Here is an 11,796-nt window from a genome sequence, read left to right as displayed (position 1 = left end):
TCCGCCTGACACCAACATAATAACACATTTTTGGAAAATAAAGCGATATCTTTATTGTTTTTTGTGACTATTTACTACAAAATAATCCATCTATCCATTTAAGTGGATTGCTTGAATTTGTTCTCTATCAAAATCAATAATCATAATGTGATCGCGCAAAATATGATCTCCGCAAGATATTGTTGCGCCGTAGTCGGTTACACTGTTAAATGTGATATCCACACGATAGACTTCAATCTCATTAAACCAATTCTGATGTACTTTTTCCTGAAGTTCATTCTCATAATAATCTCGAAAGACAGTCTCACAAGTTGAAAACCACTTAATGTAATCTTCTATTTTATGAACAATTGAATCTAACGGTGTATTAGTGGACACATATATTCGAACGTCATTTAAATCCTCATCCTGTATGCAATGTTTAAATATTTGCACAGTATTTTGCAGAGTGTAACACCGGTAACTCTCATCACTCTCTTCTTCAAGCTCAATGAATTCATTTAACAATATGATCTTGCTCCTCTCCATGCATATTAAAATAGCTCATTTAACCACTTTACGAATTTTTCTTTCTCTTCAAACTGTGGGTAATGCGCCGACTCGTTGAATACAATGAAGTCTTTGATCGGTGCATCCAATACGTCAAAATAATCACGTGCTGCATTCGCAGTGGTCATATAATCATATTTACCCGTTACAAAATAGGTGGGAATCTCCAGATGATCAACAATTTCGGGTAAATTTTGATCAAATGCTTCCTTCAGTAAGATGTCTTGTGAACTGAACATCCCTGTATAAAAGCGAATCATATCCAGCCCATTATATTCGGGATTTAAAAGGAATCCTGAAATATAATCTCTATTCTCGTTGATGAGTCTGGCTGCACCACCGTACTTTTGCAACAAAATTCTAGGCGTAAGTTCCTTTCCATGCTCGATCGAGCTGCGGATTAGCTCCAGTTTTTTAACATCATCTTCATTACCGGCTTGTTTCGCTTGCTCGTACGTGTACTCCAAACTTTCCAGTTCGCTCTGAAGTGTATTAGCCATCTGTCCAATGCCTATATAAGCGTGAAACTGAGTAGGTGCTTTAGCCGCAGCTTTCATCCCGATGTATGTACCAAATGAATGACCGATTAATATAACCTTCTCTTGACCTAACTCCTTAGATACATAATCCCTTAACGCTAACAAATCATCTACTAATACATCTGTTGTGAGATTCGAGTAATCTTCAAAAAAGTGATAGGACTTCCCACTCCCACGTTGATCGTAATGCACCACCGTGAAGTGTTGCTCAAGCTCTTTCTGATACTTCCTTACGTATGGAATCTCCGAGCATCCTGGCCCACCATGCACAAAAATCAGGATAGGGTTAGTCCGATCAACACCCCTGATCATGACTTCATGTCCTGTACCGTTAATTTCGACCTGTTCTAACATGCTGATGCTGTTTTCACCTTTAATTTTGGGTGTCCATGTGGGAAATATCAGAGCTACTATAACCATTAAAATAATACTGAATATGCTGTACTTGAGTGTTTTACGTATTTTTTTGCGCATGTAATGCTCCTTAAATAATAAGTTTCATTTGTAATTCTACCAACGGTTCCTTTATCGTAACGGATACAACAATTCAACGGGTTCTATCATCAGCTCTTCTTGGAAGATGTAATTGTGATCGGCTCCTACGATACAGAGGATTCGTTTTCCTGGATGAGCTTCAATTGTATTTTTGACTCTTTGAATCATAATCTGATTACGGACCACCCAGTGAAAGTTCTGTGCCTTCGCGTTTACCTGATGCAACCATTCATATTTTTGTCTGGTTACACGATCGAACTCCTTTGAATTAAAAGGAATCTCGCCAAACTGATACGTCTCCATTTGCTCTGCAAACCAATGATCATCCCGTTGTTCAAGTTCTTGGCGTTCCACGCCCGAATAACAGTTGAATGGATCAAAAGCATTCCACACATCTAATTCAAACCAATCTATAGGGACAAATGTGATGTTCAGCTCCTCGCATAAAGGGAAGACCAATTCCCAATACTCACTGGCTGGTTCTCCCCAGTATCCTCTATCATGTTTGTCCTTCAGATACCTCAACCAACTCTGCGGATGAACTTCACCACAAATGAGATCTGGTTTAAACTCAGTTATCACATTCTTGTAAAGAGAAAGGGAACAATGATATCGCTCCCTGAGTTCAGGATTATGAATGGTGCCGAGTATCCCAACCGTTGTCATGTGCCCAGCTCCTTTATCATGTGTATATCTTTCGGCTCTTTGTCATAGAGTTCTTGATCAATCTCACTTGCAATCTGACTGCCCTGACTTCTATAAAAGGATACCGCTGATTTCGTCTCTGTGGAGGAGATATACAGATACTGTGCACCACGTTTCTTAGCCTCTTCACCTAACTCGTTTAGAATACGTTTTCCAACGCCTTGTCTTCTGTACCCGCGTGAGACATACATCAAGTCAACTTGTATTTGATTTCGTTCTTTTCCTCTATATTGATGTGCCAGCACACCAAATCCGATTAATTGATCGTCAGCAAACGCGCCATATGCCATGCCACCTTGTTCTAATTCATAGACATATCGATTTTGAATCTCTTTCAAAAGCATCTCATCCCAGTTTGAGCATTCATGATTTTGTTCAAGTTCAACCAATCGGTTCTCTCTCATTTCATAAATGAGATCAATATGTTCCGAACGATCTATTTCCTGCAGCTGATTCACATCATCAAGGGTCAATGTTCTATACGTTATCATGATTGTTGCATCTCTCCTTCCCCATGTTATTTCTAAGATCCTATGGCTTTATTGATCGAAGTCTATATTTATCAAAGACCCTTTTATCGTACAAAATAGTGTATTCCTTGTTCTCTTCAATTAGTTTTGACATATCCATTGGAACGGCTATTGTTCTTTCAAGATTATTAAAATTAATTACAGTCATTTCATTTTCATTAATCTTTTGAACAGTAACTGCTTCAAAAATTGAAGTTCGAAAGGAATTCCATAACAAAATTAAAATCAATAAAAGTAATAGTGACATGATGAGTCCCTTATTCTTATTCACTAGTTCTTTTCATCTCCTTTAGTTTCAAAACAGAGTTCCTCCAACTAAAACTAGCTTATTTTAATTTCAGGTAACTCATTCAAATGATTTATTTCGATAGTGTATTTCTTAAGCTTATGGTTCTCAAGTCCATCCCATCTGTCTGAGAAACGATAAAACATATCTCCGAAGTTCATGCCTTCAGGTAATACATCCACAAGCTTTATTTCATCGATTTCAGACTCCGGTAAGCTCTCCAGCAATTTAACCTCAGCATAAGAAACCATACCAAAGCTCCCATTCCATTCATATACACCATAAGGTATTAATTCGAAGTGTACTGCCCCTGTCTCTTCATAGAGTTCTCGACTTGCCGTGTGTAAAATGGTTTCCCCTATTTCTTTGTTGCCTCCTGGGATCTCCCAACCTCCTCTTTTCCTATTTTTTATAATGATGAATTTATTTTTGTATTTAGCGATCATAACTGCAAATTTGATTAACTCTGGATCAAGTTCATCTAGATCAAACCAGTGGCCCATGTTATCTCTCCCATAAACAACTATTCTTTCAATATATAATTGTTAAACCATTGAAGTGGTAACAAGCTATCATCGGATATAATCGTTGTGAATACCGCAATCAATCCTCGCTTTTGGTTAACAAAGATATATTGCCCCCGTCCACCGGCCATACCCATAGCATAAAACGTTTTATTTTTAGCGTCTTCTTTCTTAACGCTTTTCATTATGCGCCAGTGGTAGCTATATAAGGTTTCGGAAGTAAGAGAAGGACTTACACTTCTAGCAATCCAGTCAGCAGAGATGAGTTGTTTCGAATTCCACGCTCCATTCTGAGCGTATAACACTCCAAACTTCAGCATATCTTCGATCTTCATTCGCAAACCAAAACCACCGATCGCAATCCCTTGTGTATCCTGATACCAATGGAAATCGTTAATACCTAGAGGTGCAAATAAGTTCTTTCTTGCAAATTCCAAAGTGTTCATACCAGTTGCCTTCTGCAATATGGCGCTAAGTATATGCGAACTCCCGCAACTATATTTCATTTGAACTCCAGGTTCGAATTCAACAGGCTGCTCAAGAACAAATTCCGTCCAATTCCTAGATGGAATCATCGCTTCATTCCCCGGATAGTGTAGGCCCGAGGACATCGTTAACAGATACTTAATCATAATCCCCTTTTTGCTATCATCCAGATCGTTAAAATAATTCACAATTGGAATATCCTCATTCTCAATGTAGCCCTGTTCTATAGCTATTCACACCAATGCGGATACCACACTTTTTGTAATTGAATTCACTTTATGTTGTTTTTCTTTCGTTTTTCGATTTCGATAAAATTCATATTGAATTGAGTTTTCTCGGTATATCATGCAGCTCTCCGCTTTATTTCGTTTTATCTCTCTTTCGAGATCATTAAATTCAGTGATAAAGATACCTCCCTTCTCCTGTGATTTAAAGCTCCAATACGGTTATTAACTCATCATGACAGATTTCGCCGTTGTCTACGAAACCAAAGCTTTCATATAATTTTTTCGCACTGACATTTTCGGGACTATAGGAAATCCAGCAATATTGTGCAGGTCCAGCTGGGTATGTACGAATAAATTCCAAAACTTCTACCATAGCTTGTCGTCCATATCCGCGGTTCTGATATTGATGATCAATCATCAGTCTCAGAATGCAATAACTACTATCTGCGATAGAGGGTAGATCATATCCAGTAATGCCATAGGTAATCATCACAAATCCTACCGGTTGATCGTCCATATATATAGCAAAAGGAAATGGATGACCTCCATTTTGCGAAAGAACATAACATGAAGCTACACTCGACAGATTGGAGGCCACGAATTGCCGTTGATCATCCGAGACCTCCAGATTAAATATTGCACGACGATTATCCAACGTAATTTTTCTCAAACTAATCATCTTATCACTTCCTAGTTGTGTTTTGTTCAGCCAGATATTCATCTATTTTACCAAATGCTCTATAGCCTTCTTCATATAGATATATTGCCCTCTGAAATGTTGAGTCTATCATTTTATTTCCAACCTGTAGATCACTTCATCATCTGAATTGGTTCTATTCTCACTAATGAAAGACATACTGTTATACAAATTCTGTGCTATTTCGTTATCACGTTCAACCGTTAATGAAATAATCTTGCATACCGGATGCTGTTTCGTAATGTAATCTAGAATGGCTCTTATAGCGCGCTTTCCCATTCCTTTACTTTGATAGGATTTATCGATTTGAAAACCACCAATCCAGTAATTATCTGTACTATCTGGCGTATAACTTAGATAAAAGAAACCAAATACCTTCCCATCAATCTCAAGTACGTAAGGATCAAATGCTTCATCCCACGGTTTTATATAGGCGTAAGCGATCCCCTCAATAACAGATGGAACTAATGAGACTTGGTGTTCATACAAAGAGATCTTCAGCGCCTCTTCCCAATTCTCTCGTGTGACTGGTTGTATCTTTATATTCACCACTGTATCTCCTCTTTCGATAATCTTTGATTACCTCTAAGGTTCTTTTCACTCTCACTTACAACCACTTCCAAATGATGTTCAATCAACTGTATCACTTGTTTTTTATTCTTCGTGATTGTTGCAGTCTTATGGTTTTTGTTAATTGTACGTATAACTTCTTCTATATTATATTGATGGTTCCATTTCACAATCATCTTGCATAAGTTCTTGAATGACTGCTTGTAATTCCACGGTTGCAAACCCATTCTGGACAATACAAACCTTTTTATAATCCGATAATCTCTAATGAAAACATTTGGAGCTAATACAAAAATCAAATCCGCTTCCTGGATGGACTTAATGGTCCAATCTTTGCACTGCACTCCTTCTATAATCCAAGCCTCTGAACTGACAATAGATTGAACCAATTCATCCCTAACACTTTCAGGATATCTCAGATTTTCTGCGCTTCTGTCCCATATGAGATTGTCTAATTCATAGGAATGAATACCGTATTTATCCGACAATTCTTTGGCTAATGTTGATTTCCCACTACCACAAGATCCAATAATTCGTATTCTCATACATATTCTTTCTTCAAACATGCATAGATAACATTATCAACAAATCGATTTTTCCAATAATAATGTTCTTTCAATATGCCTTCTTCACTGAACCCAATTTTCTCAAGCAACTTCCTTGATCCCGCGTTCTCTGGCTCTACAAATGCTTCAATTCTGTTTAATTCAAGGTTCTTGAATCCATATTCAACGATTTTCTGAGTTACCTCGGTCATGTAACCCTGCCGCCAGAACTCCGGTGCTAACTCATATCCCATCACAGCTTTATAATGTTGTTTCATCCAACCATGAAATCCGCATGTTCCAATAATTCTGTTGTCCGATTTCAAAGCAATTCCCCAACGGATGACCTGACCATTTTCGAATCGCTCTTTCCACCTTTGTATAAGTTCTTCCGCTTGTTTGGTATTCGTAAAACTTTCTACATCGTAGAATCTTGTAACTTCATCTGACGAAAAAATATGAAATATATCTTGGGAATCACTTTGTTTAATCTCTCTTAACAGCAGTCCTTTGGTTTCAAGTTCAGGAAAAGGTGTCATATTCACTTCACCTCAATTGAGTACACTGCTACATTTTTACCAATTATGTCTACGTTCTTCTCGTGTTTCATGCCATTCTTTTGCGCGACTTTCATAGAACCCACATTGCCATGTTGAATTAACGATATTAATCTTTTCTGCTTCAAGTGATCCATGCCATATTCTTTCCACGCTTTTGCTTGTTCATAACCATAACCCATTCCCCAGTATTGCTCTACAACCCAGTAACCAACTTCAAGCTCATCATTGCCTTCAATGATTTGAGGAATCAGTCCAGAGGTTCCAATTAACTTGTTATCCTCTTTGTTAAATGCGAGTAACAGCCCTTTATCGTCTTTATTCCAGTTGATGAACTTTTCCAGGCTTTGCATGGTTTCTTCCTTCGTCCAGGGTCCTCCATGTCTAATAAATTTCATCATATTTGGCTCACGTGTCATCTCAAAAAGTAAATCGAAATCATTTTTAGTATATTTCCGAAATATAAGTCGTTCTGTCTCCATCTTCCTCTCAACTCCTTCTTCATTTATTTCAAAATCGTTTGTTCGCGATCTACTGTCGATGTGAAAAACACTTGCCTTATCTCGTCACGAAATACTTCTTTATACCGATGTCTTCCAATCTGATCAAAACGGGCTTGAACTCGCTTTACGTGTTCTGTATCTGATTTTATCTTTTTCTCAATATCTTCGTATTGTTCAAGGGTATCGTATTCCCACATCGCAAAAATTTCGCTAGTTTCATCATCGATTGGTGTGTGCCATCTCCCAATAAGTCTTGATCCGTATTTCAACTGGGATGGCAGCAAAATATCATTAAATAGAGCATTAAACTCTTCTACAAAAGAAGTCGCAATAATATAAGTTTTTCTCCTATATATCATCATGTGTACCTCCTTATGTGTAATAAAAGCAGTACACCTATCTCGTCACAATTCCCGATGTAATTTTCATGTTCGGAGAATAGGTTAACCAAGTTGATAATATATACTAAATTTTCAATCTTCCATACACGTTGAACCAAAAACAAAAATTCAAGATAATCATCGTTATAGTAAAGCCACCGCATATTTCTCAGATATTCAATTTGGTCATCCCAATAGTAATCAGACAAGGCAATTCCCCAGCTTCATAAAGATGTAATCGTATTCATAAATATTCAAATATCATGAGGAAACGGACTAGAGTGTGTCTTCAAACTCAGGCAAGTAAACGATGTTGGGTGCCAGCTTACTGTCCGAAAATTGCTGAAGTTCAGGGTGGATGATGCTGGCGCATGGCCAGGCGATTTTCTAAGGAACACAGGACATCTTATTCGGCCTTCACGTCCTCTTTTAAAATTGTAAAGAACATGAGGCATCTTATTTTCCAAAATCATCTGATAAAAACGCTACAAAAGGCTATTTTTTCTGGTATAGCGTGTCTCAGATTCCTTAGATTTCGGAGGGCGTTTCAAATTCCCGAATAAGACGTGTCAGGTTCGTTAGCGTTAACACCTAACTCATCGCTATTAATCCCATGCTCCTTTATCACCAGACCGATAGTTTTGTCCTAGCATCATTCTCATCCGTTAAATATGCGAGAGATTCAAATCCCTGTCTATTTATATGATTATATAATTCCTCGACTTTCTCTAAATCTTTACAATAAACCGTGACGTAGGTACTATCGATCACAAGAAGAACCATCTGACAGTCACTCTCCACATAATCTTCATAGGTGATAATATCTGTTATTTGTGAGCCTTTTGGAAATGCTTTTAAATTCGCAAATATTAAATAATACTCGTTGTCATCAATAATCTTCTGTAATTCTTCTCCATTCATACCCATAATCACATCCGGAAAAAGATCATCCCCTAACGTATCATCAACAACGAAATAGGACTCCTCCTCACCAATAAACCAATCGAAATTAGATACTTCCATTGGTTTTAAAATCTCCCCAAGAAAGCGACCATAGGCATTTGGTATTTCAAAACGTATTCCTCTGTTCACCTGTTCACCCTCTTATCATTTTTACAATTCGAAGCATAATAACAGTACAGTTATTTCAATCGATACTTCTCATTATTTATAATTCCACTTACTATTTCAGGTAATTGTGCTTCTGTAAAATGATTAGTATACAGCTTGTTATCTACTCTCAGATCCGGATGATTTTCAAACTCATCCAGCAGAATTATACTTCTTTCTTTCATTTGATATTCTTCCGCTCTTAGACGGTCTCTACGAATAACCGTTTGACGATCAACCATGAGTACAACATAGATTATGCGAACATGATAGTCTTCCAATTCTGTCATTAATCCATCAATGTCTTCAGGAAAGGCCACATAGTCCAGCACTACATCGTATTTATAATCCAATAAGTTTTTCACTAGACTAGATATATTTTTCCAAGTTAAGTCGTTTGTATCCTTATCAAGCCAGGGTTTACCTCGCCCTTTGACCGGAAAGTGACTAACCGCATCTCCAGAAATGTAGGCACTTTTATCTAAAGTCTGAACCAGCAGCTTGGAAGTTGTAGATTTCCCTACTCCAGGGGGGCCAGATATAATATATAGGTTTCTACTCATTCTCTATTCTCCTTACAATATCTTTTGGAAACTTCCGATATCCAGCTTTCTATCGAATTTATATCCAATCTCTTTAAACAGAGCACATTGTTCATAACCATTTCTCTCAAATAATGATTTACTTCTTGTATTCTCCATGCAAATCGTCGCAATTAAGGTATGGAACCCTTGTTCTTTTGCAATCTTCTCAATAAAACGTAGTGCTTGTTTCCCCAAGCCTTTTCCCAAAATGTCGGGCTTTAGATATATGGTGACTTCACCACAAATGTCATATGCCTGTTTACTCTTATATTGAGTGATCAGAACATAACCCATCATTTGATTGTTTTCAAGAATTACATAAGTTTTATACCGCGTATCCTTGTTCATCACAGAGGATTTAATCTGATCAAGATCTAATTCCTCCGTATGAAATGAAATCGTTGTATTCATTACATAATAGTTATAAATCTCTCTAATTTCAGGGAGGTGTTGTTCGGTCACCTCTTCAAAAGTCACAGTCGTCAATTAGGTTCCATCCTCTTCAGTTGATTTCTTCATCGTATGTATGAAATACCGCGTCTAGATTTAACTCACCGTAAATATGAGGATATTCCCTGCCTTCATTATACAGATCTTCCCATATAACTTTGGATTTTATTTTAAAATCCCATTGATCAACGCGGCTTCCCACTCTTTTCTTGAGAGTACATGTACAATCATCATCCTAAAATCCTCCTTAATAAAAAATGATAATTATTTGGATAGGACCTTCCTCAATATGAGTTCTATGATTTCACTAGTCTCCAGATGATCGGTAATAATGCGAGTTTGAAATTTTTCATCTTTGAAAGCTTCAACACACTTTGGTGCTTGTTGATACTGCCAGCCTCCATACTCATCTCCACGTTTAGCCAAACGATGATAAATCGTCTCTTCTGTAGCCGTAAGGCAAAAATGATGAATGTCCTGATCGATCTCTTTCAACCCGTTATAGATGTAATTAAAGTTTTCCTCTTTATAGATGGTCATGGGGATAATTAAGTGTCTGTTGTATTTCTGCTTTACTTCTTTTGCCGTCTTTACGGTTAGAATTTTCCATAGATCGATATCTTGAAAATCATCCGTACGTTCCCTTTCCTCTCTACAATTCTCAGGGAGAAGTTTTCTGAGCATATAACCTATTTCTTCAGGATCGTAGATCATACTGTTGGCAATCAAAGGTTGAAGTGCTTCTGCTGCAGAAGTTTTTCCCGAACCAAACGCTCCATTAATCATGATGATCATTTGATGATTTCACTCCCATTCAATGAAATTTTTCAATAGAAACCAGATTCTTCACATACAATTTCATCCATTATAAATGTTTTCCTTCCACTTTTGTGTTACAAAATGGCAAAAAACATAATGAAATCCCATTGGGTCAACCCAACGGGATTTCATTATAGTGCATTATTTTTCAATCAACCTTAGCTTGTTAATGTATTTCCAAGTAATCGATATAAATATCCCATGTCCCATCATCGGCTGTTACAACCAACTCAATGACCTGATTTCCCGTCCCATGGCTGATATTATTCAGGGTATAAACCGCTGGAGCGCTTCCGCCAAAGTAAAAGGTTCCCTTCGTCTGTCCGCCAATCTTCAAATCAACTCTAGCCATGTTGGCATTGTTTGAAGCTCCACGAAGCGAGAAATTATGAGTGCTCGTTGCAAAATTCTGAGTGTATTTAACCAAATCATTGTTGGCATAAAGGACCACACCATTGAAAGGAGAACTGATATTGCCGGTGTATTGTCCACCTTTGGTCATGTTCTCAGCTTCCACTTTTGTTCCGTTATTCGGGGGATTGGTAGTGCTATTATCTGGTGCGACTGCCCGACCGGTAGTTGATGAGATCATACCTGAGCAAAGGCCACGATTCTTCAGATTTTGTGCAATCTGCGGAATGGCCTGAAGTGTCGTCTGGTACTGATCATGCATTAGTATGACGTCACCACTTTTCATCGTATTCACAGCTGCTACGATCTGGGCTGCGCTGGCGCCATTCCAGTCTTGGGAATCTACGTTCCACAGTACTTCCTTCAGGCCGTTTTGGCTCACAACGGATTTCAAGGTCGCATTTGTCGCACCGTAAGGAGGTCTGAACAGTTTAGGTGAACTTCCGGTAATAGACTGGATCGTCTGTTGTGTCCGAGTAATCTCTGACGACATCTGAGAACTGTTCAATGTAGTCATGTTTGGATGTGTATAGGAATGATTGCCAATCCACATACCAGCTGCTACTTGTGCAGAAACCAGAGATTTATTATTTTGTGCATTTTGTCCAACATTGAACATCGTTGCCCGTAAGCCAGCCTGCTTCAACGCGTTAAGCATGTTTGTTGTATTTCCAGATGGGCCGTCATCAAACGTCAGACCTACATAACCATTCGGACAACTTGCATCTGCAGCACGAGCATCAGGCACCCCCGGAATAGAAAACAAGGTACCGAAAAGTGCGAGAGATATTACCGCCTTTGCCAGCTTAACTTTGAACATAAAATTACC

At 38.0% G+C, this 11,796-nt stretch carries 17 protein-coding genes; all 17 read right to left on the bottom strand.

What is annotated here, in order from left to right; translation table 11 throughout:
- Positions 1–90 precede the first annotated feature (90 nt).
- Positions 91–507 carry a hypothetical protein gene (locus MKY95_RS13100; protein WP_083669779.1) on the bottom strand — a complete coding sequence of 139 codons (417 nt, stop codon included), beginning with the start codon at positions 505–507 and terminating at the stop codon, positions 91–93.
- Between the two features lie 26 nt (positions 508–533).
- Entirely contained in the window at positions 534–1,562 is a 1,029-nt protein-coding gene (locus tag MKY95_RS13095; protein ID WP_076318590.1) for an alpha/beta hydrolase, read from the bottom strand.
- 51 nt (positions 1,563–1,613) lie between these two features.
- Positions 1,614–2,249 carry a hypothetical protein gene (locus tag MKY95_RS13090; protein ID WP_076318589.1) on the bottom strand — a complete coding sequence of 212 codons (636 nt, stop codon included), beginning with the start codon at positions 2,247–2,249 and terminating at the stop codon, positions 1,614–1,616.
- On the bottom strand, positions 2,246–2,779 hold the full coding sequence (locus MKY95_RS13085; protein WP_076318588.1) for a GNAT family N-acetyltransferase: 534 nt from the start codon (positions 2,777–2,779) through the stop codon (positions 2,246–2,248). Before MKY95_RS13085 ends, MKY95_RS13090 begins: the two co-directional genes overlap by 4 nt.
- Positions 2,780–3,139: 360 nt before the next feature.
- Positions 3,140–3,607: an NUDIX domain-containing protein gene (locus tag MKY95_RS13080; protein WP_076318586.1), complete on the bottom strand. Its 468-nt coding sequence runs from the start codon at positions 3,605–3,607 to the stop codon at positions 3,140–3,142.
- A gap of 20 nt (positions 3,608–3,627) precedes the next feature.
- The gene (locus MKY95_RS13075) at positions 3,628–4,302 is read right to left on the bottom strand and encodes a serine hydrolase (protein ID WP_256721274.1); all 675 of its coding nucleotides are present in this window, start codon (positions 4,300–4,302) and stop codon (positions 3,628–3,630) included.
- Positions 4,303–4,543: 241 nt separating this feature from the next.
- A complete protein-coding gene (locus MKY95_RS13070) occupies positions 4,544–5,020 on the bottom strand; it encodes a GNAT family N-acetyltransferase (RefSeq protein ID WP_076318585.1) in 477 nt (158 codons plus the stop codon).
- Between the two features lie 108 nt (positions 5,021–5,128).
- Entirely contained in the window at positions 5,129–5,587 is a 459-nt protein-coding gene (locus MKY95_RS13065) for a GNAT family N-acetyltransferase (RefSeq protein ID WP_076318584.1), read from the bottom strand.
- Complete coding sequence (locus MKY95_RS13060) at positions 5,584–6,153, bottom strand: hypothetical protein (protein ID WP_076318583.1); 570 nt, start codon at positions 6,151–6,153, stop codon at positions 5,584–5,586. The genes MKY95_RS13065 and MKY95_RS13060 overlap by 4 nt, the downstream gene beginning before the upstream one ends.
- Positions 6,150–6,692: a GNAT family protein gene (locus MKY95_RS13055; RefSeq protein WP_076318582.1), complete on the bottom strand. Its 543-nt coding sequence runs from the start codon at positions 6,690–6,692 to the stop codon at positions 6,150–6,152. The genes MKY95_RS13060 and MKY95_RS13055 overlap by 4 nt, the downstream gene beginning before the upstream one ends.
- Positions 6,693–6,694: 2 nt before the next feature.
- A complete protein-coding gene (locus MKY95_RS13050) occupies positions 6,695–7,192 on the bottom strand; it encodes a GNAT family N-acetyltransferase (protein ID WP_076318581.1) in 498 nt (165 codons plus the stop codon).
- A 23-nt stretch (positions 7,193–7,215) separates the two neighbouring features.
- Positions 7,216–7,575, bottom strand: coding sequence for an NIPSNAP family protein (locus tag MKY95_RS13045; protein ID WP_256721273.1), 360 nt, complete (start codon positions 7,573–7,575; stop codon positions 7,216–7,218).
- A gap of 642 nt (positions 7,576–8,217) precedes the next feature.
- Positions 8,218–8,685 carry a DUF2691 family protein gene (locus MKY95_RS13040; RefSeq protein ID WP_076249724.1) on the bottom strand — a complete coding sequence of 156 codons (468 nt, stop codon included), beginning with the start codon at positions 8,683–8,685 and terminating at the stop codon, positions 8,218–8,220.
- Between the two features lie 50 nt (positions 8,686–8,735).
- Positions 8,736–9,266: an AAA family ATPase gene (locus MKY95_RS13035; protein ID WP_076318579.1), complete on the bottom strand. Its 531-nt coding sequence runs from the start codon at positions 9,264–9,266 to the stop codon at positions 8,736–8,738.
- Between the two features lie 12 nt (positions 9,267–9,278).
- Positions 9,279–9,764, bottom strand: coding sequence for a GNAT family N-acetyltransferase (locus tag MKY95_RS13030; protein ID WP_245837937.1), 486 nt, complete (start codon positions 9,762–9,764; stop codon positions 9,279–9,281).
- A 237-nt stretch (positions 9,765–10,001) separates the two neighbouring features.
- Positions 10,002–10,532, bottom strand: coding sequence for an AAA family ATPase (locus MKY95_RS13025; protein ID WP_076249727.1), 531 nt, complete (start codon positions 10,530–10,532; stop codon positions 10,002–10,004).
- A gap of 190 nt (positions 10,533–10,722) precedes the next feature.
- A complete protein-coding gene (locus MKY95_RS13020) occupies positions 10,723–11,787 on the bottom strand; it encodes a polysaccharide deacetylase family protein (RefSeq protein ID WP_036609091.1) in 1,065 nt (354 codons plus the stop codon).
- Positions 11,788–11,796 lie beyond the last annotated feature (9 nt).

Source organism: Paenibacillus sp. FSL P4-0176, assembly GCF_037975265.1.
In the GTDB taxonomy this organism is placed as follows: Bacteria; Bacillota; Bacilli; order Paenibacillales; family Paenibacillaceae; genus Paenibacillus; species Paenibacillus amylolyticus.
This window is presented reverse-complemented; position numbering and strand designations above follow the sequence as displayed.

Coding starts and splice junctions, on each gene's coding strand:
- MKY95_RS13070 (WP_076318585.1), bottom strand. CDS start 5,020: ATGATTAGTTTGAGAAAAATTACGTTGGATAATCGTCGTGCAATATTT.
- MKY95_RS13090 (WP_076318589.1), bottom strand. CDS start 2,249: ATGACAACGGTTGGGATACTCGGCACCATTCATAATCCTGAACTCAGG.
- MKY95_RS13050 (WP_076318581.1), bottom strand. CDS start 7,192: ATGGAGACAGAACGACTTATATTTCGGAAATATACTAAAAATGATTTC.
- MKY95_RS13080 (WP_076318586.1), bottom strand. CDS start 3,607: ATGGGCCACTGGTTTGATCTAGATGAACTTGATCCAGAGTTAATCAAA.
- MKY95_RS13095 (WP_076318590.1), bottom strand. CDS start 1,562: ATGCGCAAAAAAATACGTAAAACACTCAAGTACAGCATATTCAGTATT.
- MKY95_RS13085 (WP_076318588.1), bottom strand. CDS start 2,779: ATGATAACGTATAGAACATTGACCCTTGATGATGTGAATCAGCTGCAG.
- MKY95_RS13020 (WP_036609091.1), bottom strand. CDS start 11,787: ATGTTCAAAGTTAAGCTGGCAAAGGCGGTAATATCTCTCGCACTTTTC.
- MKY95_RS13060 (WP_076318583.1), bottom strand. CDS start 6,153: ATGAGAATACGAATTATTGGATCTTGTGGTAGTGGGAAATCAACATTA.
- MKY95_RS13055 (WP_076318582.1), bottom strand. CDS start 6,692: ATGACACCTTTTCCTGAACTTGAAACCAAAGGACTGCTGTTAAGAGAG.
- MKY95_RS13045 (WP_256721273.1), bottom strand. CDS start 7,575: ATGATGATATATAGGAGAAAAACTTATATTATTGCGACTTCTTTTGTA.
- MKY95_RS13035 (WP_076318579.1), bottom strand. CDS start 9,266: ATGAGTAGAAACCTATATATTATATCTGGCCCCCCTGGAGTAGGGAAA.
- MKY95_RS13025 (WP_076249727.1), bottom strand. CDS start 10,532: ATGATCATCATGATTAATGGAGCGTTTGGTTCGGGAAAAACTTCTGCA.